Annotated in this window: 27 protein-coding genes and 1 tRNA gene; 15 read left to right on the forward strand and 13 right to left on the reverse strand. The window is 68.3% G+C overall.

Annotated features, from left to right (window positions below; translation table 11 throughout):
* Positions 1 to 21: 21 nt before the first annotated feature.
* From trmB to ACI7YT_RS06750, 3 genes are read left to right on the forward strand one after another with little or no spacing between them, the layout of a single operon-like run.
* Positions 22 to 747, forward strand: coding sequence for a tRNA (guanosine(46)-N7)-methyltransferase TrmB (gene trmB, locus ACI7YT_RS06740; RefSeq protein WP_406249695.1), 726 nt, complete (start codon positions 22 to 24; stop codon positions 745 to 747).
* Positions 744 to 1,568 (forward strand): CPBP family intramembrane glutamic endopeptidase, encoded by an 825-nt coding sequence (locus ACI7YT_RS06745; RefSeq protein WP_406249696.1) that lies wholly within the window; start codon positions 744 to 746, stop codon positions 1,566 to 1,568. The genes trmB and ACI7YT_RS06745 overlap by 4 nt, the downstream gene beginning before the upstream one ends.
* Positions 1,569 to 1,604: 36 nt before the next feature.
* On the forward strand, positions 1,605 to 1,997 hold the full coding sequence (locus ACI7YT_RS06750; protein ID WP_406249697.1) for a DUF1304 domain-containing protein: 393 nt from the start codon (positions 1,605 to 1,607) through the stop codon (positions 1,995 to 1,997).
* Here ACI7YT_RS06750 and ACI7YT_RS06755 read toward each other — a convergent pair.
* The 4 genes from ACI7YT_RS06755 to ACI7YT_RS06770 all read right to left on the reverse strand — a co-directional run bounded on the left by ACI7YT_RS06755 (position 1,990) and on the right by ACI7YT_RS06770 (position 5,609).
* Entirely contained in the window at positions 1,990 to 3,111 is a 1,122-nt protein-coding gene (locus ACI7YT_RS06755) for a serine hydrolase domain-containing protein (RefSeq protein ID WP_406249699.1), read from the reverse strand. The two genes, ACI7YT_RS06750 and ACI7YT_RS06755, sit on opposite strands and share 8 nt — an antisense overlap.
* Positions 3,108 to 3,740, reverse strand: a complete 633-nt coding sequence (locus ACI7YT_RS06760) for a GyrI-like domain-containing protein (RefSeq protein WP_406249700.1) — start codon at positions 3,738 to 3,740, stop codon at positions 3,108 to 3,110. The genes ACI7YT_RS06755 and ACI7YT_RS06760 overlap by 4 nt, the downstream gene beginning before the upstream one ends.
* A gap of 27 nt (positions 3,741 to 3,767) precedes the next feature.
* Positions 3,768 to 4,787: a magnesium/cobalt transporter CorA gene (gene corA, locus ACI7YT_RS06765; RefSeq protein WP_406249702.1), complete on the reverse strand. Its 1,020-nt coding sequence runs from the start codon at positions 4,785 to 4,787 to the stop codon at positions 3,768 to 3,770.
* 144 nt (positions 4,788 to 4,931) lie between these two features.
* A complete protein-coding gene (locus ACI7YT_RS06770; RefSeq protein WP_406249703.1) occupies positions 4,932 to 5,609 on the reverse strand; it encodes a Pr6Pr family membrane protein in 678 nt (225 codons plus the stop codon).
* 79 nt (positions 5,610 to 5,688) lie between these two features.
* Between ACI7YT_RS06770 and ACI7YT_RS06775 the strand changes: the two genes are divergently transcribed.
* The 3 genes from ACI7YT_RS06775 (at position 5,689) to ACI7YT_RS06785 (ending at position 7,857) form a co-directional block, all read left to right on the forward strand.
* Positions 5,689 to 6,765, forward strand: coding sequence for a DNA polymerase IV (locus tag ACI7YT_RS06775; RefSeq protein ID WP_406249705.1), 1,077 nt, complete (start codon positions 5,689 to 5,691; stop codon positions 6,763 to 6,765).
* A gap of 104 nt (positions 6,766 to 6,869) precedes the next feature.
* Positions 6,870 to 7,325: a cyanase gene (gene cynS / locus ACI7YT_RS06780; protein WP_406249706.1), complete on the forward strand. Its 456-nt coding sequence runs from the start codon at positions 6,870 to 6,872 to the stop codon at positions 7,323 to 7,325.
* Positions 7,326 to 7,368: 43 nt separating this feature from the next.
* Positions 7,369 to 7,857, forward strand: coding sequence for a nucleoside deaminase (locus ACI7YT_RS06785; protein WP_406249707.1), 489 nt, complete (start codon positions 7,369 to 7,371; stop codon positions 7,855 to 7,857).
* A 25-nt stretch (positions 7,858 to 7,882) separates the two neighbouring features.
* Here ACI7YT_RS06785 and ACI7YT_RS06790 read toward each other — a convergent pair whose 3' ends face one another.
* From ACI7YT_RS06790 to ACI7YT_RS06815, 6 genes are all read right to left on the reverse strand, one after another.
* Positions 7,883 to 8,860: a zinc-binding dehydrogenase gene (locus ACI7YT_RS06790; protein WP_406249708.1), complete on the reverse strand. Its 978-nt coding sequence runs from the start codon at positions 8,858 to 8,860 to the stop codon at positions 7,883 to 7,885.
* On the reverse strand, positions 8,860 to 9,282 hold the full coding sequence (locus ACI7YT_RS06795; protein WP_406249710.1) for an organic hydroperoxide resistance protein: 423 nt from the start codon (positions 9,280 to 9,282) through the stop codon (positions 8,860 to 8,862). Before ACI7YT_RS06795 ends, ACI7YT_RS06790 begins: the two co-directional genes overlap by 1 nt.
* A 36-nt stretch (positions 9,283 to 9,318) precedes the next feature.
* Positions 9,319 to 9,762 carry a MarR family winged helix-turn-helix transcriptional regulator gene (locus ACI7YT_RS06800; RefSeq protein WP_406249711.1) on the reverse strand — a complete coding sequence of 148 codons (444 nt, stop codon included), beginning with the start codon at positions 9,760 to 9,762 and terminating at the stop codon, positions 9,319 to 9,321.
* Between the two features lie 124 nt (positions 9,763 to 9,886).
* The gene (locus ACI7YT_RS06805) at positions 9,887 to 10,519 is read right to left on the reverse strand and encodes an NUDIX domain-containing protein (protein WP_406249713.1); all 633 of its coding nucleotides are present in this window, start codon (positions 10,517 to 10,519) and stop codon (positions 9,887 to 9,889) included.
* A 72-nt stretch (positions 10,520 to 10,591) separates the two neighbouring features.
* A tRNA-Arg gene (locus ACI7YT_RS06810) sits at positions 10,592 to 10,664 on the reverse strand.
* Positions 10,665 to 10,680: 16 nt separating this feature from the next.
* Entirely contained in the window at positions 10,681 to 11,481 is an 801-nt protein-coding gene (locus ACI7YT_RS06815) for an SGNH/GDSL hydrolase family protein (protein WP_406249714.1), read from the reverse strand.
* 70 nt (positions 11,482 to 11,551) lie between these two features.
* Here ACI7YT_RS06815 and argS point away from each other — a divergent pair, with 70 nt between their 5' ends.
* Together argS and ACI7YT_RS06825 are read left to right on the forward strand one after the other, a co-directional pair.
* On the forward strand, positions 11,552 to 13,216 hold the full coding sequence (gene argS, locus ACI7YT_RS06820) for an arginine--tRNA ligase (protein ID WP_406249716.1): 1,665 nt from the start codon (positions 11,552 to 11,554) through the stop codon (positions 13,214 to 13,216).
* Positions 13,217 to 13,241: 25 nt separating this feature from the next.
* Entirely contained in the window at positions 13,242 to 14,084 is an 843-nt protein-coding gene (locus tag ACI7YT_RS06825) for a DUF2993 domain-containing protein (protein WP_406249718.1), read from the forward strand.
* A gap of 3 nt (positions 14,085 to 14,087) precedes the next feature.
* Here ACI7YT_RS06825 and ACI7YT_RS06830 read toward each other — a convergent pair whose 3' ends face one another.
* Complete coding sequence (locus ACI7YT_RS06830; protein ID WP_406249720.1) at positions 14,088 to 15,086, reverse strand: YihY/virulence factor BrkB family protein; 999 nt, start codon at positions 15,084 to 15,086, stop codon at positions 14,088 to 14,090.
* 183 nt (positions 15,087 to 15,269) lie between these two features.
* Here ACI7YT_RS06830 and lysA point away from each other — a divergent pair, with 183 nt between their 5' ends.
* From lysA to ACI7YT_RS06860, 6 genes are all read left to right on the forward strand, one after another.
* The gene (lysA, locus tag ACI7YT_RS06835; protein ID WP_406249721.1) at positions 15,270 to 16,709 is read left to right on the forward strand and encodes a diaminopimelate decarboxylase; all 1,440 of its coding nucleotides are present in this window, start codon (positions 15,270 to 15,272) and stop codon (positions 16,707 to 16,709) included.
* Positions 16,706 to 18,022 (forward strand): homoserine dehydrogenase, encoded by a 1,317-nt coding sequence (locus ACI7YT_RS06840; protein ID WP_406249723.1) that lies wholly within the window; start codon positions 16,706 to 16,708, stop codon positions 18,020 to 18,022. Before lysA ends, ACI7YT_RS06840 begins: the two co-directional genes overlap by 4 nt.
* A gap of 1 nt (position 18,023) precedes the next feature.
* Positions 18,024 to 18,944, forward strand: coding sequence for a homoserine kinase (gene thrB, locus ACI7YT_RS06845; protein ID WP_406249725.1), 921 nt, complete (start codon positions 18,024 to 18,026; stop codon positions 18,942 to 18,944).
* 163 nt (positions 18,945 to 19,107) lie between these two features.
* The gene (gene rho / locus ACI7YT_RS06850; protein WP_406249726.1) at positions 19,108 to 21,099 is read left to right on the forward strand and encodes a transcription termination factor Rho; all 1,992 of its coding nucleotides are present in this window, start codon (positions 19,108 to 19,110) and stop codon (positions 21,097 to 21,099) included.
* A gap of 19 nt (positions 21,100 to 21,118) precedes the next feature.
* The gene (gene prfA, locus ACI7YT_RS06855) at positions 21,119 to 22,198 is read left to right on the forward strand and encodes a peptide chain release factor 1 (protein ID WP_406249728.1); all 1,080 of its coding nucleotides are present in this window, start codon (positions 21,119 to 21,121) and stop codon (positions 22,196 to 22,198) included.
* Between the two features lie 50 nt (positions 22,199 to 22,248).
* Complete coding sequence (locus ACI7YT_RS06860; protein WP_406249730.1) at positions 22,249 to 22,644, forward strand: hypothetical protein; 396 nt, start codon at positions 22,249 to 22,251, stop codon at positions 22,642 to 22,644.
* On the opposite strand, the gene epsC is transcribed toward ACI7YT_RS06860, so the two are convergent.
* Together epsC and cysK are read right to left on the reverse strand one after the other, a co-directional pair.
* Positions 22,645 to 23,229, reverse strand: a complete 585-nt coding sequence (gene epsC / locus ACI7YT_RS06865; protein WP_406249731.1) for a serine O-acetyltransferase EpsC — start codon at positions 23,227 to 23,229, stop codon at positions 22,645 to 22,647.
* Positions 23,229 to 24,167 carry a cysteine synthase A gene (gene cysK / locus ACI7YT_RS06870; protein ID WP_406249733.1) on the reverse strand — a complete coding sequence of 313 codons (939 nt, stop codon included), beginning with the start codon at positions 24,165 to 24,167 and terminating at the stop codon, positions 23,229 to 23,231. The genes epsC and cysK overlap by 1 nt, the downstream gene beginning before the upstream one ends.
* Positions 24,168 to 24,264: 97 nt before the next feature.
* On the opposite strand from cysK, the gene prmC reads away from it, so the two are divergent.
* Positions 24,265 to 25,122 (forward strand): peptide chain release factor N(5)-glutamine methyltransferase, encoded by an 858-nt coding sequence (gene prmC, locus ACI7YT_RS06875; protein ID WP_406249735.1) that lies wholly within the window; start codon positions 24,265 to 24,267, stop codon positions 25,120 to 25,122.
* The last annotated feature ends 10 nt before the right edge of the window (positions 25,123 to 25,132 follow it).

The following is a 25,132-nucleotide window of genomic DNA, read 5'->3' on the forward strand; positions in this document are numbered from 1 at the left end:
GGGCCCGGCTACCCTTGAGATATGCCCGAGCCCCGTACTTTCCGCGATGAACCAGTGTCCTTCGTCCGTCGCAGCGGGCGTATGTCGGAGGCGCAGGAGCGGGCGTTCGCGGAGCTCGCGGGCCACTATCTCCTCGACGTCCCGCGGGATGCCGCGTCGACCAGCGTGCACCCGGACGCTCGACTCGACGTGGCATCCGAATACGGCCGCGACGCCGCATTGATCGTGGAGATCGGCTCCGGACAGGGCCACGCGATCGTGTCGGCAGCGGCATCCCGTCCGGAGGACGACTTCCTCGCGATCGAGGTGTTCCGAGCGGGACTGGCGCGCACGATGCTGGACGCGGACAAGGCGGGTGTCCGCAACCTCCGATTGGTCGAGGCGAACGCACCGGAAGTGCTCTCGACCTACCTTCCCGAGGGGAGTGCGTCCGAGGTTTGGGTGTTCTTCTCCGACCCATGGCACAAGAATCGTCACACCAAGCGTCGGCTGATCCGCGACGGTTTCGGTGTCACTGCGGCCAGGGCGCTCGCCGACGGCGGGGTCCTGCGTCTGGCCACGGACTGGGAGGACTACGCGCTGCAGATGCGCGAGGTGCTCGATGCCGAGCCGCAGTTCGAGCGGGGGTTCGACGGCGACTGGGCCGACCGCTTCGGTGGCCGTGTGATGACCGCTTTCGAGCGCAAGGGCATCACCAAGGGACGCGACATCCGCGATCTCGTGTACCGGCGGAAGCCCCGCGCGTGAGCGCCGGCGTTACCGCGCGCTGGGCGATCGCACCGGCGGCGCTGGTCTGCCTGGCCGCTCCCGCGTTCTTCGTCGTGCAGTGGGCCTGGCTGGGCTGGGTGCTGCTGGCCGCCGGTGTCGGTGCGGCGTGGGCGCTCGAGCGGCGCGCCATCACGGCATCCGGTCCGTCGCTGACGCGGGACCTTTCTCTGATCGCGATCGGGATGCTGATCGTCAGCGTCATCCCGCTCGCGGCCGAACTCGACAACGCGGCCATGCTGCGGTTCACACTGGCGCTGGGCGGCGCCGTCGTCGTGCCGTACGTCATCTCGCGGTACGTCTATCGCGATCGCGCCATCTCTTTCCCGTGGCGCACCGGTCAGCGCTGGGGACGACTGCAGTGGGGCTGGCTGGCCGCCGTGCTGGTGCTCGGCTGGCTGATCCTGCCGTTCTACTTCATCACCAGTGGCGTCTATCAGAACTGGCCCGTCGTCGATACGCCGGAGCTCATCGTCCGGTTGTTCGTCGGCGTCGGCGCGGTCGGCATCTGGGACGAGCTGTTCTTCATCTGCACGGTGTTCGCGCTGCTGCGTCGTCACTTCCCGGATGCGGTGGCGAACGTCCTGCAGTCCGTGGTGTTCGTGTCATTCCTGTGGGAGCTGGGCTACCGCGAATGGGGACCGGTGCTGACGATCCCGTTCGCCCTGCTGCAGGGCTTCATCTTCCTGCGCACGCACTCGCTGGCCTACGTCGTCACGGTGCACCTGCTCTTCGACGCCGTCGTCTTCGCCGTGCTGGTGCACGCCCACAACCCCGGGGCGCTGCCGATCTTCCTGGTGTAGTTTGCCGCGGAGTCTCCGACGCGAGAGGATCAGCACATGATCATCGCCGGTCTCATCCTCGCCGCGGCCGCTGCCGCCTTCCACGTCTTCATCTTCGCGCTGGAATCGCTGAAGTGGACCGAGCCCGCGACCCGCAAGGTCTTCGGGGTGGCGAGCGAGGCGGATGCCGAGACCATGAAGTCGTTGGCGTTCAATCAGGGCTTCTACAACCTGTTCCTCGCGCTCACGGCGTTCCTGGGCGTCGGGCTGTACATCGTCGGAGCCACGACCGTCGGCCTCACGCTCGTGCTCGCCGGCACAGGGATGATGCTCGCCGCGGCCCTGGTTCTGATCCTCTCGGACCGGTCCAAGGCGCGCGCCGCGACGATGCAGGGCACGCTGCCGCTGCTCGCCGTGATCGCGACTTCGATCGGCGTCGCCGTCAGTTGAGCGGCTGCACGGGCAACCGCTGCAGATCGTCGAAGAGCCCCATGACGGCAGGGCCCATCTCCATCTGAGTCAGCACGATCCGGAACGAGCCGTCCTGGTCGATGAAGAAGTCCGTGCCCAGCCCGCCGGACCATCCGATACGTCCGGCATGCTCGCCCCCGGTGACGACGGACACGCCGAATCCCCAGCCGAGGTCGTCCCAGAACCCGGGGAAGAAGCTGTCCGGCGTCTTGAGCGCGTCCGCGATCTGGTCGGTGTGCATGAGGCCGAGCAGTTCCGGGTCCACGAGCTGCTCGCCCCCGAGGACCCCGCCGGATGCCAGCATGCGCGCGAAGGCCGCGTAGTCGCGGGCCGTCGAGACGAGTTCGGCGTGGCTGAGGTCGAACGGCGCGGGGGCTACGTAGAAGCCGCCGGCGTGAGGCTCGACTTCGACCAGCGCCCCCTGATCGTCCCGACGGTAGGCGGCCGGCAGCCGATCGGCCTTCTCCGTCGGCACGGTGTACGCGGTGTCGACCATCCCCAGCGGTTCGAAGAGATCAGAGGTCAGGTGATCTTCGAGAGGACCGCCGGTCACCCGGGACAGCAGGATGCCGAGGATGCCGAAGGACTGGTGATAGCGCCAGCCGTGTCCCGGATGGAAGGCGAGGGGGAGGTCGGCCAGTGCATCCAGCCATTCCTGTGCGCCCATGTCGACGGCATCCTGTGACGCCTCGGTCCGATTCGCGATCATCGCGTCCTTCAGCGGTGACGGGGTCGCGACCATCCCGTACCCGGAGGTGTTGGTCAGCAGGTGCCGCACGGTGATCGGGCCGTCAGCCGGTCCTGTGTCCGTCAGGGGCGAGGTCGGTGTGCGGAGCACGCGTCGGTCCGCCAGTTCGGGCAGCCACTGCTGGACGGGATCGTCCAGGGAGAGCACTCCGCGCTGGACGAGGCGCAGCGTCGCGACGGCCGTGACGGGTTTCGTCATCGACTGGATGCGGAAGATCGCATCGTCGGCGATGTCTCCGGCGGTGGTGATGTCCAGGCGCCCCGCTGCGGTGCCGTCCGCCACGAGGATCCCCGGGGCGGTGCCGCGGGCGATGTGCTCGTCCAGCAGTCGCGAGAGATCGGTCATGAGGCCTCGATTCGACGTGTCACTGGTTGACGGAGGATCGTACGGCGCTTGGACGGATCGCCCTTACGCGGATCGCTGAAGTAGATCTCGTGATGGAGTCCGGTCATCGACAGAGCGTTCCGAGGGATGAACTCGTCGTGCAGCTGCGCGAGCACCGGCGCCTCGTCGTCGTATGCTCCCACGTGCAGGGTCTGCACGGACAGGCCCTCGGTGAGAGTCCGCAGGCGCACGTCGTCGATCCGCGAGGCCTTGTTCTTCGCGGATGCGGTTGCCACGGCATCCGCGAACATCGCGTCGTCGATCCAATCGGGCTGCATGAGCATGAGCGTCCACGACCATTGCGACTTGTCCCGACCGGTCGTGAACGAGGCGTGGTCGTCTGCCCACCAGAGCCCCTCCAACGGCATCACGACGAAGTCTCGATCGAGTTCGCGCTTGCTGGCGAACTTCAGGGTGTACGCCAGCGGGTACAGCGCCTCGACGGCGGTCGTGAACTCCGGTGCCGTGTTCGGGTCGCCCTGACCGTCGATCATGAGGTACTGCAGAGGCGGCACCTCGAGAACGCGGAACACGCCCTTGCGCGCTCGGTATGCATCGAGAGACTTCTTGAAGTCGATCTTCTCGGTCATACGGCCATCATGGCCGCAGCATCCGACCTAGAGCCACTTCTTCCACTTGAACGCGGCGTAGAGGCCGACGCCGACGCCGAGCATGAGGAGCATCGCGAACGGGTATCCCCAGGTCCAGTGCAATTCGGGCATCACGTCGAAGTTCATGCCGTACACGCTGCCGACCAGCGTCGGGGCGAACAGGATCGCGGCCCAGGCGGAGATCTTCTTCACCTCGTCGTTCTGGACGAGGCTGAGCTCGGTCATGCGGCGCACCTCGTCGTTCTGGCGCTGGGCGACGAGAGTGGCGTTCAAGCTCAGGGCGTTCTCGAGGAGCGCACGGAACGCGTCGGCACGATCGACGATGCGCAGCGTGTGATCGAGCACGTCGCGCAGGTTCCGCTGCAGCTCGATGTCGACCTGATACTTGTCGGAGCCCCGCAGCAGCCCTTCGACCATGCCGACGAGGGGGCGCGTGGCGCGCTGGAAGTTGATGACTTCGCGGGAGAGCTCGTAGATGCGCCGTGACACGGCTTCGTCACCGGCGAAGATCTGGTCCTCGATCTCGTCGATGTCGTTCTCGAGGCCGGCGATCACCGGTCCGTACTCGTCGACGACCTCATCGAGGATCGCGTACAGCACGGCCTCCGGCCCCATCGCCAGCAGCTCGGGCGTCGACTCGAGCCGCCGGCGGACGGTCGCGAGGCCCGGTGTCTCGGCATGACGGATCGTGACGACGAAGTCCTTGCCGACGAACATGTGCAGCTCGCCGAACTCGACCACCTCGGTGTCATCGAGATAACGGGCCGGACGAAGGACGACGAACAGCGTGTCGCCATAGCGTTCCAGCTTGGCGCGCTGGTGTCCGGCCAGGGCGTCCTCGACCGCGAGCGGATGCAGCGAGAACTCCTCGGCGATGGAGTGCACCTCGGCGGGGCTCGGGCGGTACAGCCCGATCCACGCCATGCCGTCGTGCTCGCGCATGGTCTCATAGGTATCGGTCAGGTCGGCGGGGTTGCCGGCACGGTGGCCGTCGACGTAGACGGCGTTGTCGATGAGAGCGGTCATGATTCACCTCGATCACTGGCGTTGACGCGACGCGGATCGGCGTCGCGGTGGGCGCGCATGCGCGCGTTCACGCCACCGCCTGCTCGCGAGGTTCAGCGCATCGAGATGCCGACCAGCGAAGCATGAGCGGTGGCGCGGCGACTATCACTGGACATCGCGCATCACCTGCCTTCGGGTCGGTTCGGGGCCGGATCGGCCTCCTGAAGGGTACACCACCGTCCTGGTCCTGCTGAGCGACCAGACCAGCGCGGCAGCGGCCAGCATCGCGCAGAGGAGCCCTACGATGTGCAGCCACAGCGACGCGATACCGCGTTCGGGCAGCAGGAAGCCGTACGGAACCCAGCCGTCGGTGACCCCGCGCAGCAGCACGACGGTCAACCACAGCACGGGATACGGCAGTACGACCCAGATCATCCGCCAGGCGAGGGGCCGGCGATCGGGGGCGAGGATCCAGTCCGCCAGCACGAGGATCGGCAAGGCGATGTGCAGCGCCGCGCTCACCCAGGGAGGTGCGGATCCGGTTCCCGGCACCAGGACGTTGTAGATCACGCCTACGACGACGAGATACGTCGCCGCCATGGCGCGCAGCAGGACGAGCCCGCCCCGGAGCGGACGGCCCCGCAGGTTCGTGACGCCGGCGAGGATGAGCACGACACCGGTGAACAGCGTCGTCTGATTCGTGAAGTATCCGAAGTAGTCGAACGGGTTGCTGTCGCCGACGGCGATACGCAGTGCATAGGCGTACGCGAGGATGCCGATCGCGAGTGCACCGACCGCCACGCGTGCAGTTCCGATGGCCTGCGATGCTCTCGAAGAAGACACGCCGTCAGCATATGCGGCACACCCAGGGGGTCAGCCAGCAGTGGGTGACATCCGGGTCGATGCGCGCCAGACTCGTCGCATGGGCGCCTGGGTGCTGCACGTCGACATGGACCAGTTCATCGCTGCGGTCGAGGTCCTGCGCCGGCCCGAGCTCGCGGGACTTCCCGTGATCGTCGGCGGCAGAGGCGACCCGACCGAGCGGGCGGTCGTGTCCACGGCATCCTATGAGGCGAGAGCCTTCGGCATCGGATCCGGGATGCCGTTGAAGATCGCCGCGCGCAAGGCACCGCCGGAGGCGGTCTTCCTGCCGGTCGACCACGCGGCGTACGAGCAGGCCTCCCACGAAGTGATGGCCGCGTTGCGGGCGCTCCCCGGAGTCGTCCTGGAGATCATCGGGTGGGACGAGTGCTTCCTCGGGGTCGAGACCGACGACCCGGAAGCAGTCGCGCGCCAGGCGCAGGATGCCGTGTTCGAAGCGACCGGTCTGCACTGCTCCGTGGGCGTCGGCGACAACAAGATCAGAGCCAAGATCGCCACCGAGTTCGGCAAGCCGCGGGGAATGTTCCGGCTGACGCGGGAGAACTGGTTCGACGTGATGGGGGAGAAGCCCACGCGGGACCTGTGGGGAGTGGGGCCCAAGGTGCAGAAGCGGCTCGCCGAGCACGGGATCAGGACGGTGCGGGAGCTGGCGGACTCCGATGAGTCCGAGGTCGTCGCGGAGTTCGGTCCGAAGATGGGCGTCTGGTATCACGGGCTCGGCTCGGGGAAGGGCCCCGACGTCGTCGACGACACCCCATGGGTCGCCCGCAGTCACAGCCGGGAGACGACGTTCCAGCAGAATCTCGTCACGGACGCTGAGGTCGTCGATGCCGTGCGGGCGCTGGCCGGCCAGGCGTTCGCGGACTGCGCGGCCGAGGGGCGACCTGTGATCCGCGTGCACCTGAAAGTGCGATATGCACCGTTCGAGACGAAGACGTTCGGCCGCAAGCTCGCCGCGCCGACCGTGGATCGCGAGGATGTCGTGGCCGCCGCCGTCGCGCTCGCCGCGACGCTCGACGAGGGGCGGGAGATCCGGTTGCTGGGGGTCCGCGCGGAGATGGCGATGCCGGAAGCGGAGGACCCGATCGAGAGGACTCCCGTTCGCGGCCGGATCTGACGTAACGCGCTCGTGACGCGCGCGATGCGGCGCCGCAACACCACCTGCCTAGCCTTCAGAGCAGGAACGCAGGCGCCGTGAGCGCCAGGAGGAGTTGACACGAGATGATCTCGAAGCAGGATGCCGGTGAACTGATCGAGGAGCGCCGTGCTCGGGCCGGCCTCAGCTGGCGCACACTGGCCGACCGGTTGGATGTTCCGCCGGTCTGGTTGGCTGCCGCAGCGCTCGGGATGCATCCGCTGACCCCCGGACAGGCCGAAGAACTCGGCTACGCACTGGATCTGGATGACGAGCTGATCGCGGCGCTGGTCAGACAACCCAATCGTGCCGCGGCATCCGATGTCTCCAGCGACCCGACCATCTACCGCTTCCACGAGCTGGTGCAGGTGTACGGACCTGCCCTGAAGTCGCTCATCCACGACGAGTTCGGCGACGGAATCATGAGCGCCATCAACTGCAGCGTCTCGTTCGACCGGGTGCCGCATCCGGATGGCGACCGTGTGGTGATCACGATCGACGGGAAATTCCTGCCGTACGCCTGGGTGTCGGGTACGGACTGATTTCGCCTTGCGTGTCCTGTCGTGCAGGCGAGACGCTTGACCCATGGCGATCTCGGAAACTGATCTTGTCCACCTGCGGCGATGCGTGGAGCTGGCGCGTGAGGCGCTCGAGGACGGCGACGAGCCGTTCGGATCCGTGCTGGTGTCGGCCGGCGGCGAGGTGCTGTTCGAGGATCGCAATCGTGTGAAGGACGGCGATGCCACGCGGCATCCGGAGTTCGAGATCAGCCGCTGGGCTGCTGCTCACCTGAGTCCGACCGAACGTGCGACCGCCGTCGTCTACACATCCGGGGAGCACTGTCCGATGTGCTCGGCGAGCCACGGCTGGGTCGGGCTGGGGCGCATCGTCTATGCGGGCTCGACCGAGCAGCTGCTGGCCTGGGCGGCCGAGCGCGGTGTGCCGGCGGGGCCTGTGGCGCCGCTGCCGATTCAGGAGATCGTGCCGGAGGTCGTCGTCGACGGTCCTGCGCTCGTCTTCGCGGACGAGCTGAGGGCGTTGCATGAACGCCGGTGGGAGCGCGACGGGGTGTAGACGTCAGGCTCCCACCGGCGACGGCTCAGAACTTCAGCAGCACCTTGCCGATACGGCCCGCCGTGTTGCTCGCGCGCACGGCGTCCGCGGCATCAGCGGCGTCGAAGATCCCGGCGACCGGCAGCGTGAGCGTTCCGTCGGAGACGCGCTGGATCAGCTCGCCGAAGAGAGCGCCCTTGGTCGCGGCATCCATCGTCTGGCTGACTTTGCTTCCCCAGAAGCCCTTGACCGTGGCCTGCTTGAAGATGACGTCGCCGGATGCGATCTCCATGACCGGCGAGCTCATGGCGCCGAAGGCGACGAGCGTGCCGTTCTCGGCAAGCAGCGACAGGACGTGTCCGGATGCCGCGCCACCGACCGAGTCGACGCCGGCGACGATCGGGGCGCCGCCGGTGAGCTTCGCCGCCTGCTCGCGCCAGTCGTCCTGATCAGTGGAGATGACGTTCTCGATGCCCTGGGAACGGAGCTCCTCGATGCCCTCCGCGCGTCGGACGAGACCGAGGACGTTGACGCCACGCGCCTTGCCGAGCTGCGCGAGCATGCGGCCGACGGCGCCGTTCGCCGCGTTCTGGACGATCCAGTCGCCCTCGTTCACCTCGAGGAACTGCAGCAGGCTGATCGTGCTGAAGGGCATCGAGATCAGCTGGGCGGCGGCCTCATCGGGCAGGGCCTCCGGCACGGGGATGAGCCCGGCCGCGCTCGTGACGATGTACTCCGCCCAGGCTCCGAACGCTCCGCCGCTGGCGACGCGCTGTCCGACGGCGAGGCTCTCGACGCCGTCGCCGAGGGCATCCACGATGCCGAGGGCCTCGGTTCCGGATGCCGCGGGCAGCTCGGGCTTGAAGCCGTATGTCCCGCGAATCGTCCAGATGTCGTGATTGTGGATGGGGGAGAGCACGATCCGCAGACGGACCTGGCCGGGGCCTGGTTCCGGCATCAGGCGGTCTTCGACGACGAGGACGTCCTCCGCCGGGCCGAACGTGTGGTGGATGAGAGCGCGCATCAGTCCTCCGAGACCGTGATGGCGACGTCGATGTTTCCACGCGTCGCGTTCGAATAGGGGCAGACCTGATGCGCGGCATCCGCCAGCGCCTGAGCCTGATCGTGGGGGAGGTCGGGGATGACGACCTCGAGCTGCACGGCGAGGCCGTACCCACCGGCGCCGTTGGCGCCGATCTGCACGCGAGCGCCCACCGATGAGTCGGCGATCGAGACCTTCTGCGCCCGGGCCACGGTCTGCAGCGCAGAGTGGAAGCACGCGGCGTAGCCTGCGGCGAAGAGCTGCTCGGGGTTGGCGCCGTCGCCGGAGCCGCCCATCTCCTTGGGGATGGCGAGATCCAGGTCGAGTCGGCCTTCGCTCGTGGCGACGCGGCCGTTGCGGCCGGCGCCGGTGGCGACGGCTTCGGCGGTGTACAGGGCTTCCATCGTGTGGATTCCTTCTTCCTGTGTTCGTGGACGGGGTCAGTTCGTGGCAGCGGGTGTGCCCGCCTGGAGCAGAGCGGTCAGCTCTTGCAGTTCTGCGATGAGGCGGCGGCGGTGGGCATCGTCATGGATGCCGGCGAGCTCGGCGACCTGCGCGCGGATGGGGGCGAGTTCGGCACGCAGTGCCTGGCCATCGTCGGTGAGTTGCACCGTGACGACGCGTTCGTCGATCGTGCTGCGCGTCTTGGTGACGAGTCCGGCCTGCTCGAGGCGGCGGACCAGCGGAGAGAGAGTTCCGGAGTCGAGCTGCATGGCGTCGCCCAGAGAGCCGATGGTCTGCTCGCCCTCGTTCCAGAGGACGGCGAGCACGAGGTACTGCGGATAGGTGAGCTTCCATGGCGCGAGCAGCGTCCGGTACACCTGGGTCGTCGCGCGTGCCGCCGAGTAGAGGGAGAAGCACACCATCTCGTCTGTGATGCTCATGTCTCAATAGTTGCACGCAATTGAGTTGTGTACAACTCAATTGACCTGCTCGTTCCGGTCGCACTTTCTGCCGTTCTGGATGCCGCACCCCGTTCCGGTCGCAGAAAATGTCGCTTTGGGACGGTCAGAACAGCAGAAACTGCGACTTGAACGCGTCGTCCAGACGCTTTGCCGTGAGGCCCCGGGATGATCGTGGGACGACGATGAACCGCGTCAGAGCGTGTTCCACAACCGCCTGATCGTGTCGGCGCGTGCAGCGAGCGAGTCGCGATCGAGGAACACCGGCGGACAGTGCGAAGGCGATGAACCGCATGGCGTCATCGAACCTGCCGACACGCTGCCAATGATCGACGGTGATGCGGGCGGTCATCGGCATCGGAAGCGCGGTGAGATCGGCATCCATCCCGAACCAGGCGAGCACCCCCTCTTCGCAGTGCTCCGGGACGACGGCATCATCGTGAAGCTCTGCGGTGAAGTAGTACGTGACGCGCAACTCGTCCGGCAGTTCTCGGGTGGCGACGTATCGGAGTCGTAGTCCGACGATCTGGTCCGGAGTGATCGCCAGTTCTTCGCGGAGTTCGCGGAATGCGCCCTGAACTGGCGCCGAGCTCTCGGCATCCTCGATGTGCCCACCGATCCCGACCCACGACGTGTCGATCACCCGCGAGCCCTCGCGCCGCAGGAGGAGGATCTGCGCGTCGCGCTCAAGAAGGATCGACGTCATCTGGCGTACGCGCGGTCCGGCGACATCACTCATGGTCGTCGATCTTATGAGGAATCACGGAGACGCGAAGAGGGCCGTCCGGATGGACGGCCCTCTTCGCGAATGTGCCCCCGACAGGAGTCGAACCTGCGACCTACGGTACCGGAAACCGGCGCTCTATCCACTGAGCTACGGAGGCGTACCGAACGACGATATCACTGCTCGGGCACGGTCTCCGACCCGACCGGCGCGCTCGTCAGCTCTCCGCCGAACTCGGCGAGGGCTTCGACGACCTTCTCCGCGAGGTACTGGTGGCCGGCGGTGGACGGATGCTTGCGTCCGAGGTCCACATCGATCACGTCGAGGTAGTTGTCGGGGGTGATCCACTCCCGCGCGATGGGGGAGATGTACCACCAGCCGCGCGAGGCTGCGAGTTCGCCGAGATCCACATCGATGCGCGCCGTCCCCTCGCCGACGGGCAGTTCGTGCGGTGCCGGACCCAGGACGACGATCGCGGCATCCGGATACAGGCCAGCGAGCGCATCCCACGCCGCGTTCACGGCATCCCGGTAGCCGGCCTCGCCCTGCAGGCGGTCGTTGATCGATCCCTGGATGATCACGAGATCCGGGTCGAGCCCGGGGTTCAACGCGGCGATGCGCTCGCCGAAGGCCGGGCCGTCGAGTCCTGGCTTGAGGTAGCCGCTGCCTCGGACGCCCTTGACCACCGATTCGCCGTTCAGGAGGCCCCCGAGTCGGTAGGCGTAGCCGTGCGTGAACGGTGCCGCTGCGGACCCGTAGGTCCACGAGTCGCCGAACACGAGCACGACCGGATGCTCGGGCAGCGCGAGCGGCGCCGGTTCGGCGACCATGGCCGCATCGCCGGCACCGATCGGAGCAGCCTCCGGCAACGGCGCCCATGGTCGCCACAGCCCGAGAAGGAGCACCGAGACGGCCACCAGGACCAGCGCGCAGAACGCGAGAACGCGCCCTCGGTGCGCGCGGGAAGCCAGGTTCATGGCATGAGAGTAGATCACGATCAGCCCAGCGCAAATTCCGACCCGGTCGGAGCCGTAAACTGGGGTCGCTATGAACCCCGACACCCTCGCCGCAGCCCTCCTCAACGTCGTCACTCCGATCGCGGCATCCCTGCGACCGGATGAGGCCCTGAACCTCACGGAATCCGACGTCGTGCTGGAGCGTCCGCGCAACCGCGATCACGGCGATTGGGCATCCAACCTGGCGATGCGCCTCGCGAAGCCGCTCGGGACCAACTCCCGCGCCCTCGCCGAGCAGATCGCGACCGCGCTCGCCGATGTCGCCGGCGTCGCGAGCGCCGAGGTCGCCGGCCCGGGCTTCATCAACATCCGTCTCGAGGCTGGTGCCGCCGGCGTCCTGGCGAAGACGATCGTCGACGCAGGTGCGGCGTACGGATCCAACGACTCGCAGACGGGTGTCAGCGTCAACGTCGAGTTCGTCTCGGCGAACCCGACCGGTCCGCTGCACATCGCGCACACCCGCTGGGCGGCCCTCGGCGATTCGATCGTGCGTCTGCTGCTGGCCAGCGGCGCGAACGCGGTGCGCGAGTACTACATCAACGACGCCGGCGCGCAGATGGAGCGCTTCGCGCTGTCCATCGTCGCCGCGGCCAAGGGAGAGCCGACCCCTGAGGGCGGCTACCCGGGCGAGTACATCTCCGCTCTGGCGGGGAGGGTGGTCGAGGCGCGCCCCGACCTGCTCGGCCTTCCCGAGAACGAACAGCTCGTCGTCGCCCGCGACCTCGCCTACGAGTACCAGCTCGCCGAGATCAAGAACTCGCTCGAGAAGTTCAACGTGCCGTTCGACGTGTGGTTCTCCGAGCGCACGCTGCACGCGAAGGATGCCGAGGGTTCGAGCCTCATCGACCAGGCTGTCGACCGCCTGCGCGAGCAGGGCCACGTCTTCGACGAGGAGGGCGCCGTCTGGGTGCGCACCACCGACTTCGGCGACGACAAGGACCGCGTCATCCGCCGCTCGAACGGGGAGTACACGTACTTCGCCGCCGACGCCGCCTACTACCTGAGCAAGGGCGACCGAGGGTTCGAGAACAAGATCTACCTGCTCGGCGCCGACCACCACGGCTACGTGCACCGCCTGAAGGCGATCGCAGGTGCCGCCGGTGAGGATCCCGAGAAGAACATCCAGGTGCTCATCGGTCAGATGGTGTCGATCAACGGTGCTCGCCTCAGCAAGCGCGCCGGGAACATCATCGAGATGGACGATCTGCTGGACTGGCTCGGCACCGACGCGTTGCGCTACTCCCTGGAGCGCTCCCCGGCGGACTCGCCGCTGGACCTCGACCCTGAGCTGCTGCAGAAGCGCACCAACGACAACCCGGTGTTCTACGTGCAGTACGCGCATGCCCGCACGCACAACGTCGCACGCAACGCCGCTGACTCCGGCGTCGACCGCAGCGAGTTCGTGCCCGAGACGCTCACGCACGAGACCGAGTCCGCGCTGCTGGGCGCCCTGCAGGAGTTCCCGCGCATCGTGGCTTTCGCCGCTCAGGTCCGAGAGCCGCACCGCATCGCGCGCTACCTCGAGGAGCTCGCCGGCCTCTACCACCGCTGGTACGACAACTGCCGCGTCATCCCGCAGGGCGACGACCCGACCGAGAGCGTGCACCGCACGCGTCTGTGGCTGAACGACGCCGCCGGACAGGTCTTCCGCAACGGGCTCGACCTGCTCGGCGTCTCCGCGCCGGAGCGCATGTAGTCCGGGCGACCGGCCGAAAGGGATCATGAGCGACGACAACCGCACCGAGCCGTATCCGGACCTCTCGATCGAGCATCCGACCCTCGTGATCCCCGGAAAAGTGGATGCCGCGGCAATCGCACCGAAGCCGAAGCGCAAGCGCTGGCCGTGGATCGTCGGCGGTGTCGTCGTGGTCCTCATCGTGCTCGTCGTGGCGGCCGAGCTGATCGCGCGCGCGGTGCTGCCCGGTATCGCCCGCGGCATCGTGATCGACCAGCTCGATCTCCCGGCCGACCAGCAACTCGACGTGCAGGCGGAAGGCGTCCTGCTGCCGCAGCTGATCGCAGGGAATCTGACCGAGCTGAAGCTCTCCACCGATGCCGTGACCATCGGCGACATCACGGGCGCCGTCGACGTCACCGCGCTGGGCGTCCCGCTGCGCGGCGGCGATCTGGAATCGGCGAGCGGGACGGTCCGGATCGATCAGGAGCAGTTCCAGTCGCTTCTCGAGCACACGGATCTGCCCATCGATTCGCTCACGTTCGAAGAACCGGACGTCACGGCCGCTGGGTCCGTCCCCGTGCTCGGCTTCGGTCTGCCGGTCGCCCTTACGGCGACACCAGGCGCAGAGGGCGGAGAACTCACGCTCACCCCGGTCAGACTGCTCATCGGGGGAGTGGAGCTGAACGCCGACGAGGTATCGGATCGGCTGGGCGAGCTCGGTTCGCGCCTGACGGAGACCCAGCACATTTGCATCGCGGATCAGCTGCCGGCCGGACTCACGCTCACGGGACTGACGATCGAGGGCACCGAGGCCGTCGCGGACCTGTCCGTCGCCGGAGGAATCGTCTCGGATCCTGCGTTGCAGGAGAACGGCGTCTGCGAGTAGATCTCACTCCTTAGACTCGGAGGATGCCGCCTCCCTGGCGGCCTTCAGCGCGGTCACTGCGACGGCGACGTCGTGCTCAGCTCTCTGGACGCGACGCTGTGCGAACGTGCTGGCGCCGAATCGTGCGCTGACCCGATCCTCGGACTCCTCGATGCCGGTGACGACGTATGCGCAGGCGATCAGGATCACCTGCGTCGAGAAGTTCATCCAGATCAACAGCGCCAGCAGCGACGCGAAGGTCGCGAGCAGAGGATTGGATGCCGCGCCGCCGACGAACAGGGTCGACAGCTCCTGCAGGACGATGAGGCCGATCGCGCCGAGGAACGCACCGGGCCACAGTGCGCGTCCCGGCGCGCGGCGTCCGGAGAGCAGGACGAAGACACCGGCGATCAGCCCGGCGTCGAGCGCGAAGACGACGAGAAGCGACACCGCTCGGACACCCCACTCGGCTCCGACGGAACCGCTCTGGATGCCCAGCAGTCCGGTCAGCCACGTGATGCCGAGCCGCCCCAGTGCGGTGAGCACGGCCGCGGCCAGGAAGGCGGCGCCGATGCCCACTGCGAGCAGCAGATTGCGCAGCACGACCCACACGATGAAGACGTCGGCTGTCACGGTGTCGGCGATGGTGCGCACGGCGGTTCGCAGCGACCCGACGGCGCCGAGCGCCGCACCGACCAGTGCGACGGTCGAGATGATGCTCGCGAGCGACAGTCCGGCGGGAACGGCGATCTCCTCGGGGTCTGCGATGACGCCGTCTTCGCCGAACAGGCCGGGGATCGCGGCGTCCACCGAGGCGACGAGAGCGGCCCACGCCTGCGGATTGTCCGCGAGCCAGACCGTGGCGAGCGAGAAGCCCAGCAGAACCCCGGCGAACACGCTGAAGAGTGCGCGATACGTGACGCTGTCTGCCAGCATGGCGCCGCGTCGTTCGACGTACAGCAGTACCGCCCGCACGAGCCGGCGCTGCAGCGCCCAGGCGGTGACGTGTTCGACCGTCTTCATGCCGCAACCGTACGGCACCGTCCGGACGCGACGCAGGGGGCTTGCCCGCAGCACGACCGATCGAGTACCGCTGCGGAACACAACGTCACCATGACGGAGCCCGATGAGTCGTTGCCCTAGAATCGGGGGCAACCTCGCCGTGCGTCTCTTCGCCCGAGAACCCGAACCCACGATTGGTCCGCTGTGCTTCCCCCCGCCGATTCACTCGCCCCTGACTGGCTCCACGTGCCGGAGGACGCCAACGATCTCGCCCCCGGTGTGTGGCCGGCATCCGCCGTCCGGGATGAAACCGGACAGCTCCGCATCGCGGGCCTCGGCGCCGCCGAGATCGTGCGCACGTACGGTTCGCCGGTGCTCGTGCTCGACGAGGACGAGGTGCGAACCAGGGCGCGTGCGTTCCACGACGCGTTCGCCGCTGCGACAGCCGAGCACGGTACGACGGCCCGGGTCTACTACGCGGGCAAGGCGTTCCTCTCCACCGCCGTCGCGCGGTGGGTCACGGACGAGGGTCTGAACGTCGACGTCTGCACGCGCGGCGAGCTCGAGGTCGCGCTCGCGGCAGGCGTGGAGCCCGGGCGCATCGGCTTCCACGGGAACAACAAGTCGGTCTCCGAGCTCGAGCGGGCGGTCGAGGTCGGGGTCGGCACGATCATCGTCGACAGCCTCATCGAGATCGAGCGGCTCGGCGCGATCACCGCCCGCACCGGCGCCGTGCAGAGCATCCTGATCCGTGTGAACAGCGGCGTGCACGCCGAGACCCATGACTTCCTCGCGACGGCGCACGAAGACCAGAAGTTCGGCTTCGCCTTCCCGGATGCCGAGGCCGCCGCCGCCCGCATCCGAGAGATCGACGGACTGCGGCTGCTCGGACTGCACTGCCACATCGGATCGCAGATCTTCGGCGTCGCGGGGTTCCGCGAGTCGGCCGGCCGCGTGCTCGAGCTGCACGAGCGACTGCGAGCCGGAGGAGAGCTGCCGCTGCTGAACCTCGGCGGCGGCTTCGGCATCGCCTACACCCGCGTGGACGACCCGACACCGATCTCCGACCTCGCCGCCGAGATCGTGGACGCCGTCGCGGCGGGCTGCGCCGTCCGCGGCATCCCGCTCCCCGAACTCGCTTTCGAACCCGGCCGTGCGATCGTCGGCACGGCCGGAGTCACCCTCTACGAGATCGGCACGACCAAGGACGTCACGCTCGACGCGGGAGCACGCCGCTACGTCAGCGTCGACGGCGGGATGAGCGACAACGCCCGCCCTGCCCTGTACGGTGCGCAGTTCTCGGCACGGCTCGCATCGCGCGCCGGCGGTGGCGATCCCGTGCTCGTCCGCGTCGTCGGAAAGCACTGCGAATCCGGTGACATCGTCGTCGATCACGAGTACCTGCCCGATGATCTGGCGCCCGGCGATCTGCTCGCGGTGCCGGCCACGGGTGCGTACTGCGCTTCGCTGGCCAGCAACTACAACCACGTCCCGCGCCCCGCGGTCGTCGCCGTGTCCCGCGGCACGTCCCGGGTGATCGTGCGCGGCGAGACGATCGACGACCTGCTTGCCCGGGATGCCGGTGTCACCGGCATCCGCACCGCTGACGGCGGGGCCTCCGGCTCCGCAGAAGGAGAACGATGACCCGCGGGAACGATCCGGCACAGTATCGAACGCTTCGAGTGGCGCTGCTCGGCGCCGGAGCCGTGGGGTCGCAGGTCGCCTCCCTGCTGCTGCGGCACGGAGATGAGCTGGCGGACAGGGCCGGTGCTCGCCTCGAGCTGGCGGGGATCGCCGTGCGCAATCCGGACGCGGCTCGCGACGTCGAACTCCCGCGCGAGCTGATCACGACGGATGCCGAGAGCCTGATCCTCGGCAGCGACATCGTGATCGAGCTGATGGGCGGCATCGAGCCTGCCCGCACCCAGGTGCTGACCGCCCTGGGCTCCGGCGCCGATGTCGTCACCGCCAACAAGGCTCTGCTGGCGTCGCACGGCCCGGAGCTCTTCGAGGCGGCCGACCAGGTCGGAGCCTCGGTGTACTACGAGGCGGCTGCGGCAGGTGCCATTCCCATCATCCGGCCGCTGCGCGATTCGCTCGCCGGCGATCGGGTCGTGCGCATCATGGGCATCGTCAACGGCACCACGAACTACATCCTCGACCGCATGGACACCGAGGGAGCCGACTTCGACGACGTGCTCGCCGATGCGCAGCGACTGGGCTACGCCGAAGCGGATCCGACCGCGGATGTCGAGGGCTACGATGCTGCGCAGAAGGCGGCGATCCTCGCGAGTCTGGCCTTCCACACCACCGTCCCGCTGGATGCGGTGCACCGCGAGGGCATCACCGGCATCAGCGCGGGAATGATCCAGCAGGCGCGCGACGCCGGCTACGTCATCAAGCTCCTCGCGGTGTGCGAGCGCCTCACGGTCGACGGCGTCGAGTCCATCTCGGTGCGCGTCTATCCGGCGCTCGTCGCCCGCAGCCACCCGCTCGCCTCGGTGCACGGTGCGAACAACGCGGTGTTCGTCGAGGCGGAGGCGGCCGGCTCGCTGATGTTCTACGGAGCAGGTGCCGGTGGAGTGCAGACCGCGTCCGCCGTGCTCGGCGACGTCGTGTCGGCGGCCCGCCGCCACATCGCCGGCGGCGTCGGGGTCGGCGAATCCACGAGGGCGAATCTGCCCATCGTGCCCATCGCGCACGTCACCACGCGCTACCAGATCACGCTCGAGGTCGAGGACCAGCCGGGTGTGCTCGCCCGGGTCGCCGGCCTCCTCAGCGAGGGCGACGTCTCGGTCGCGACGGTCGTGCAGACCACGGAAGGCGAAGGCACCGCTCGGCTCGTGATCGGCACGCACCGCGCCTCTGAGGGCGCGCTCAGCACCACGGTCGAGCGCCTCGCGGCGAGCGATGTCGTCGACCGGGTGATCGCTGTGCTGCGCGTCGAGGGGGAGTGAGATGACCTCGATCGTCGTCCGCGTCCCGGCGACCAGCGCCAATCTCGGTCCCGGTTTCGACACGCTCGGCCTCGCGCTGAGCGTGTACGACGAACTCGTCGTCACGCCGCTGTCGGATGACCGCCTCGAGATCGAGGTCTCCGGCACCGGAGCGGACGAGATCGCCCGAGACGAATCGAACCTCGTCTATCGCTCGATCGCGCATGTGTATGCGGATGCCGGTCGCGAGGTCCCCGGGCTGCGCATCGTCGCGCGCAACGGCGTGCCGCACGGCCGCGGACTCGGCTCCTCGGGCGCGGCCGTCGCCGCCGGCGTGCTCGCCGCGCAGGGATTGCTCTCGGGCGTCGCCGAGCTCGACGATGACGCGCTGCTGCGCCTGGCGACCGAGCTCGAGGGCCATCCGGACAACGTCGCCCCCGCGCTGTTCGGCGGGCTGACGATCGCGTGGACGGGCGAAGACGGCCCGCGGCACAAGAAGCTGCAGGTGCACCGCGGCGTCGCGCCGCTCGTGCTGGTGCCGGAGCACACCGTTTCGACGACGCTCGCCCGCTCGCTGCAGCCGATGCAGGTACCTCGCGAGGATGCCGTGTTCAACGTCTCGCGGTCGGCACTGCTGATCGCGGCGTTGACGCAGAGCCCCGAACTGCTGCTGGACGCGACCGCCGATCGCCTGCACCAGGACTACCGCGCCCAGGCCATGCCGGAGACGTACGCACTCGTGCAGGCACTGCGGCAGGCGGGCTTCGCCGCTGTCGTCTCGGGCGCCGGACCCAGTGTCCTGGTGCTGTGCGACGGCCCCGGCCGACGCCTCGAGGCCGTCGATGTGGCGACCGGGGTCACGGACACCCCGTGGGACGCCGTCATGCCGGCCGTCGATGTGCGGGGTGGTACAGTAAAGGAACGAGCGGAGGGGTCCGCGTAGTTTCGTGAATCTGGCCCCCATCGCAATCTGCGAATTCCGTACGTCACATCCAGAGCCTTCATCGTTCTGGCCTACGAGCGCCAAGCGCCCGTGCGTACGAACGTGCACGGCACCCGTCGTGCGCGGCTGACGCTCACATCCCACGACATATAAGGGAGTACTCGTGGAGAATTTCTCCGAGACCCAGAACGACCAGCCCGCAGCGGCGTCCGCGCCTGCTGCCGAGGCACCCGCGGCTGACGCATCCGCCGCGGCCGAGACCAAGGCGCCGGCGCGCAAGCGCGCACCGCGTCGCGCGACGACCGCGACGGCCGCCGCCAAGGCTGCAGCTGCCGAGGCGACCGCAGAGGCACCGGCAGCCGCCGCGCCCGTGGCCGACGCGGCCCCTGAGGCCGAGGCAGCGCCCAAGACGCCGCGTCGCAGCCGTGCCAAGAAGGCGGATGCTCCGGCATCCGACGCTCCTGCCGCGGATGCACCCGCAGCCGCACCCGCTTCCGACGCACCCGCAGCCGAAGGCGATGCGCCCGCAGCGGCGCCGAAGGGCCGCAAGCGCCCGGCCAAGAAGGCGCCGGCTGCCGCCGAGGCTCCTGCCGAGGCAACCGCCGACGCGAAGAGCGACGCCAAGGCCGAGACGCCCCAGAGCGACGCGAACGCGAACGACGGCGCGAAGGACGACTCCGCCAGCGATGCGCCGAAGCAGAACGGTTCGGACGCCGACTCCGCCGGTGACAACGGCGAAGAGGGCTCCGGCCGCAGCCGCAGCCGCAGCCGAAGCCGGAACCGCGGCCGCAGCGGCAACGCCCAGAACGGCAACGCCCAGAACGGCAACGCCCAGAACGGCGGTTCGCAGAACGGCAACGCGCAGGAGCAGCAGGCTCCGGCCGATGACGAGCAGTCCTCGGGCCGCAACCGTCAGCGCAACAAGCGCCGCGGCGCCGCGAACACCACGTCCGACGAGTTCGACACCGAGATCGGCGAGGACGACGTCCTGATCCCGATCGCCGGAATCCTCGACGTCCTCGACAACTACGCCTTCGTGCGCACGTCGGGGTATCTCGCCGGTGCCAGCGACGTCTACGTGTCGCTCGGCCAGGTCAAGAAGTACAACCTGCGCAAGGGCGACGCGGTCGTCGGTGCGATCAAGCAGCCCCGCGAGGGCGAGCAGCAGGGACGCCAGAAGTACAACGCTCTGGTGAAGGTCGACTCGATCAACGGCCTCTCGGTCGAGGACGCGGCCACGCGTGTCGAATTCGGCAAGCTCACGCCGCTGTACCCGCAGGAGCGTCTGCGTCTGGAGACCGCTCCCGAGAAGCTGACCCAGCGCATCATCGATCTGGTCGCCCCGATCGGCAAGGGCCAGCGCGGCCTGATCGTCGCGCCCCCCAAGGCCGGCAAGACGATCGTCCTGCAGCAGATCGCGAACGCGATCTCGCAGAACAACCCCGAGGTCCACCTCATGGTCGTCCTCGTCGACGAGCGCCCCGAAGAGGTCACCGACATGCAGCGTTCGGTGAAGGGCGAGGTCATCGCCTCGACCTTCGACCGTCCGGCCGAGGACCACACCACGGTCGCCGAGCTCGCGATCGAGCGCGCCAAGCGTCTGGTCGAGCTGGGCCGCGACGTCGTCGTGCTGCTCGACTCGATCACGCGTCTCGGTCGTGCCTACAACATCTCGGCTCCGGCATCCGGCCGTGTGCTCACCGGCGGCGTCGACGCATCCGCGCTGTACCCGCCCAAGCGCTTCTTCGGCGCTGCGCGCAACATCGAGAACGGCGGATCCCTCACGATCCTCGCCACGGCGCTCGTCGAGACCGGATCCAAGATGGACGAGGTCATCTTCGAGGAGTTCAAGGGCACCGGCAACAGCGAGCTGCGCCTGTCGCGTCAGCTGGCGGACAAGCGCATCTTCCCGGCGGTGGACGTCAACGCGTCCAGCACCCGTCGCGAGGAGATGCTGCTGAGCTCCGACGAGGTCCAGATCACCTGGAAGCTGCGTCGCGCGCTGGCCGGCCTCGACACCCAGCAGGCGCTCGAGGTCGTCCTCGGCAAGCTCAAGGAGACCCACTCGAACGTGGAGTTCCTCGTCCAGATGCAGAAGTCGATCCCCGCACCTGCCACGGGCTCCAGCCACGGGCACGAGAACAACATCCGCTGAGTCCGTCGAGCTGACCGAAGTGTTCGAGTCCGTCCAGGCACTCATCGACGAGCACCGCCGGGTCCAGGAGGAGCTCTCCGACCCGGCGGTGCACGCCGACGCCGCCCGCGCCAAGCGCGTGAACCGGCGCTACGCAGAGCTCTCGAAGATCGTCGCAGCCCACGAGACGTGGATCGCGGCATCCGAGGATCTGGATGCCGCACGCGAACTGGCACGTGAGGACGACGCCTTCGCGGCCGAGATCCCCGAGCTCGAGGCGGCCGTGGCGCAGACGCAGGAGAAGCTCCGGCGCCTGCTGATCCCGCGCGACCCCGACGACGCCCGTGACGTGATCATGGAGATCAAGGCGGGGGAGGGCGGCGCCGAATCGGCGCTGTTCGCCGCCGACCTGCTGCGCATGTACGTGCAGTACGCGGCATCCAAGGGGTGGAAGACCGAGCTCCTGGAACGCAACGAATCCGACCTCGGCGGTTACAAGGACGTCCAGGTCGCGATCAAGGGTTCGTCGACGGACCCCGCGCAGGGCGTCTGGGCGCACCTGAAGTACGAGGGCGGCGTGCACCGGGTGCAGCGCGTGCCGGCGACCGAGTCGCAGGGGCGCATCCACACCTCGACCACCGGAGTCCTCGTGTTCCCCGAGGTCGACGAGCCCGAAGAGATCCAGATCGACCAGAATGATCTGAAGATCGATGTCTTCCGCTCCTCCGGACCCGGCGGGCAGTCGGTCAACACGACCGACTCGGCCGTGCGGATCACGCACCTGCCGACCGGCATCGTCGTGTCCATGCAGAACGAGAAGTCTCAGCTGCAGAACCGCGAAGCAGGCATGCGCGTTCTCCGCGCGCGGTTGCTCGCCAGACAGCAGGAGGAGCTGGATGCCGTGGCATCCGACGCCCGCAAGTCGCAGATCCGCACGATGGATCGCTCCGAGCGGATCCGCACGTACAACTTCCCGGAGAACCGCATCGCGGATCACCGCACAGGGTTCAAGGCGTACAACCTCGATCAGGTGATGGACGGCGCCCTGGAACCGCTGATCGAGAGCGCGATCCAGGCCGACGAGGAAGCCCGTCTGGCCGCGGTCGGTCAGGACTCCTGACCGCGCGCGCCGGACCCACCGCGCGCGCTCGGCAGCGCTAGGCTCGGGGCGTGATCACGCATCTGCTCCGCATCGGCATCTATCTCGCGTCGGCTGCGCTCGGCCTCATCGTCGCCGACCTCATCCTGCAGGACTTCGTCATCGTGTGGGCCGAGTGGTGGGGGTTCCTCCTCTGCATCGTCGTCTTCGCGCTCGTGCAGACCGTCCTGTCGTGGATCGCGGAGAAGATCCTGCATCGGTTCCTGCCGATCCTCGTCGGCGGCGTCGGCATCCTGTCCACGATGATCGCGCTGCTCATCGTCGTGCTGCTGCCCATCGGCGGTCTCCGCCTCGACGGGCTCGCGGGCTGGATCGCCGGTGGCGTGATCGTCTGGCTCGTCACAGCGATCGTCACCGTCGTGCTGTCCAAGATCCTGCTCAAGGACAAGACGAAGCAGCAGAAGTAGTCAGATCGAGTACTCGGGTGCGGTCAGCAGAGCGCGAGTGTCCTCGCCGACCGTGCGCGGACGCGCTTTCGCAGGGATGCCGACCAGCACGGAGTCCGGTGGTGCATCCTTCGTGACGACCGCGTTCGCCCCGACGAGCGAGCGGGCGCCGACGGTCACAGGGCCGAGGATCTTCGCGCCGGCGCCGACGGCGACCCCGTCTTCGAGTGTGGGATGTCTTTTGCCGGCGTCCCGGGTCCGGCCGCCGAGCGTGACGCTGTGGTAGAGCATCACATCGTCGCCGATCTCCGCGGTCTCGCCGATCACGACGCCCATGCCATGATCGATGAAGAAGCGCCGGCCGATCGTGGCGGCCGGGTGGATCTCGATGCCCGTCAGCCAGCGGCTGAACTGAGAGCCGAGGCGCGCGGGGAAGCGCAGACCGCGATTCCAGAGCGCATGGTTGACCCGGTGCGCCCAGATGGCGTGCAGACCGGGGTAGAGGATCGCGACCTCGAGACCGCTGCGCGCGGCGGGGTCACGAAGCCGGGCGGACGCGACATCCTCGCGCATCCGCCCGGCCCAGTGCATGCCAGATGTCGGCATCAGTCTTCGCGAAGGTCCTCGAACAGGGCGGTCGAGAGGTAGCGCTCACCGGTGTCGGGGATGATCACGACGATCTTCTTGCCGGCGTTCTCCGGGCGAGCGGCGACCTGCAGCGCGGCCCACGCGGCTGCACCGCTGGAGATGCCGACGAGCAGTCCCTCCTTCGCGGCCAGCGCGCGCGACGTGGAGATCGCATCCTCGAACTCGACGGTGACGACCTCGTCGAACACATCGGTGTCGAGGATCGGCGGGACGAAGTTCGGGCCGATGCCCTGGATCTTGGCCGGGCCGGGTGTGCCCTGCGACAGCAGGGGCGACGCGGTCGGCTCGACGGCGATGACCTGGACACCCGGCTTGCGCTCCTTCAGCACCTGACCGACGCCGGTGATGGTGCCACCGGTGCCGATGCCGGCGACGAAGATGTCGACCTCGCCGTCGGTGTCGCGCCAGATCTCCTCTGCGGTCGTCTCGCGGTGGATCTGTGCGTTCGCGGCGTTCTCAAACTGGTGGGCGAGGATCGCGCCCGGCGTCTCGGCGGCGATGCGATCGGCCTCGGCGACGGCGCCCTTCATGCCGACGGTCGGGTCGGTGAGCACGAGTTCGGCGCCGAAGGCCTTCAGGAGCACGCGGCGCTCCTTCGACATCGAAGCGGGCATGGTCAGGATGACCTTGTAACCGCGGGCGGCGCCGACGAGCGAGAGCGCGATGCCGGTGTTGCCGCTGGTGGCCTCGACGATGGTGCCGCCCGGCTTGAGGGAGCCGTCCTTCTCGGCAGCGTTGATGATCGCGATTCCGAGACGGTCCTTGACGCTGGATCCGGGGTTGAAGTACTCGAGCTTCGCGAGCACCTCGGAGCCGAGCCCCTCGGTCACGTGGTTCAGCTTGACCAGCGGGGTGTTGCCGAACGCCGTGGTGATGTCGGAGTGGATTCCGGGCATGAAGACGCCTTTCCTGAGCGGGTGACTGTCGTCAGCCTAGGGGAGGGCGATCCCTCCGTCGCGTATGTGACGGTCCGTTGCACCCTACGCTGGAGGGATGCCCGTCTCGATCGCCGCGCTCCTGCGTTCCGTCGCCCAGCAGCTCGCGGATGCCGGCGTCCCCGATCCCGTCGTGGATGCCGAGCTTCTCATCGGGCACGTCATCGGGCTCGGACGCGGTTCGGTTCAGGCGGCGGTCATTCGCGGCGATGGACTGGATGACGCGGATGCCGAGGCTGTCGCTCTTCTCGTCGCGCGTCGTGCCGCGCGTGAACCGCTGCAGCACATCACCGGTACCGCACCGTTCCGGCACCTGGAGCTTCAGGTCGGCCCCGGTGTCTTCGTGCCGCGGCCGGAGACCGAGCAGGTCGTCCAGTTCGCGATCGATGCGCTTCTCAACGCTCCGGATGCCGCTCCGATCGGAATCGATCTGGGAACCGGATCGGGGGCGATCGCACTCGCGATGGCGAGCGAGGTGCCGCATGCGCGCATCTTCGCGGCTGAGGTCTCGCCCGAGGCGCACGCCTGGGCTGCGCGCAACACGGCGATCGCCGCCAACCTGACGCTCGTCCACGCCGACCTCGCCGACGCGTTCCCCGAGCTGAACGGCCAGGCATCTGTGGTCATCTCGAACCCGCCGTACGTCCCCGATGACGCCATCCCGCGCGACCCGGAGGTGCGCCTGTTCGACCCGGCGCTGGCCCTGTACGGCGGCCCGGACGGTCTCGACGTCGTCCGGGTGCTGAGCACGCGCGCGCTCGAGCTGCTGCGACCCGGAGGTCTGCTCGTCATCGAGCACGGTGAGCTGCAGGGCGCCGACATCCGCGCGCTGCTGTCCGCCGATGGCTGGCGTGCGGCCGCCACGCATCCGGATCTCACTCATCGAGACCGCGCGACGACGGCCGTCCGGCCGTGAGCGCCGGCAG

Origin of the sequence: Microbacterium sp. M (assembly GCF_045181065.1) — a bacterium.
Taxonomy (GTDB): Bacteria; Actinomycetota; Actinomycetes; order Actinomycetales; family Microbacteriaceae; genus Microbacterium.

Bases quoted from the DNA above. Each gene is read 5' to 3' on its own strand.
- trmB (WP_406249695.1), top strand. From the start codon at position 22: ATGCCCGAGCCCCGTACTTTCCGCGATGAACCAGTGTCCTTCGTCCGT.
- ACI7YT_RS06750 (WP_406249697.1), top strand. From the start codon at position 1,605: ATGATCATCGCCGGTCTCATCCTCGCCGCGGCCGCTGCCGCCTTCCAC.
- ACI7YT_RS06755 (WP_406249699.1), bottom strand. From the start codon at position 3,111: ATGACCGATCTCTCGCGACTGCTGGACGAGCACATCGCCCGCGGCACC.
- ACI7YT_RS06760 (WP_406249700.1), bottom strand. From the start codon at position 3,740: ATGACCGAGAAGATCGACTTCAAGAAGTCTCTCGATGCATACCGAGCG.
- corA (WP_406249702.1), bottom strand. From the start codon at position 4,787: ATGACCGCTCTCATCGACAACGCCGTCTACGTCGACGGCCACCGTGCC.
- ACI7YT_RS06775 (WP_406249705.1), top strand. From the start codon at position 5,689: ATGGGCGCCTGGGTGCTGCACGTCGACATGGACCAGTTCATCGCTGCG.
- cynS (WP_406249706.1), top strand. From the start codon at position 6,870: ATGATCTCGAAGCAGGATGCCGGTGAACTGATCGAGGAGCGCCGTGCT.
- ACI7YT_RS06785 (WP_406249707.1), top strand. From the start codon at position 7,369: ATGGCGATCTCGGAAACTGATCTTGTCCACCTGCGGCGATGCGTGGAG.
- ACI7YT_RS06790 (WP_406249708.1), bottom strand. From the start codon at position 8,860: ATGCGCGCTCTCATCCACCACACGTTCGGCCCGGCGGAGGACGTCCTC.
- ACI7YT_RS06795 (WP_406249710.1), bottom strand. From the start codon at position 9,282: ATGGAAGCCCTGTACACCGCCGAAGCCGTCGCCACCGGCGCCGGCCGC.
- ACI7YT_RS06800 (WP_406249711.1), bottom strand. From the start codon at position 9,762: ATGAGCATCACAGACGAGATGGTGTGCTTCTCCCTCTACTCGGCGGCA.
- ACI7YT_RS06805 (WP_406249713.1), bottom strand. From the start codon at position 10,519: ATGAGTGATGTCGCCGGACCGCGCGTACGCCAGATGACGTCGATCCTT.
- ACI7YT_RS06815 (WP_406249714.1), bottom strand. From the start codon at position 11,481: ATGAACCTGGCTTCCCGCGCGCACCGAGGGCGCGTTCTCGCGTTCTGC.
- argS (WP_406249716.1), top strand. From the start codon at position 11,552: ATGAACCCCGACACCCTCGCCGCAGCCCTCCTCAACGTCGTCACTCCG.
- ACI7YT_RS06825 (WP_406249718.1), top strand. From the start codon at position 13,242: ATGAGCGACGACAACCGCACCGAGCCGTATCCGGACCTCTCGATCGAG.
- ACI7YT_RS06830 (WP_406249720.1), bottom strand. From the start codon at position 15,086: ATGAAGACGGTCGAACACGTCACCGCCTGGGCGCTGCAGCGCCGGCTC.
- ACI7YT_RS06840 (WP_406249723.1), top strand. From the start codon at position 16,706: ATGACCCGCGGGAACGATCCGGCACAGTATCGAACGCTTCGAGTGGCG.
- thrB (WP_406249725.1), top strand. From the start codon at position 18,024: ATGACCTCGATCGTCGTCCGCGTCCCGGCGACCAGCGCCAATCTCGGT.
- epsC (WP_406249731.1), bottom strand. From the start codon at position 23,229: ATGCCGACATCTGGCATGCACTGGGCCGGGCGGATGCGCGAGGATGTC.
- cysK (WP_406249733.1), bottom strand. From the start codon at position 24,167: ATGCCCGGAATCCACTCCGACATCACCACGGCGTTCGGCAACACCCCG.
- prmC (WP_406249735.1), top strand. From the start codon at position 24,265: ATGCCCGTCTCGATCGCCGCGCTCCTGCGTTCCGTCGCCCAGCAGCTC.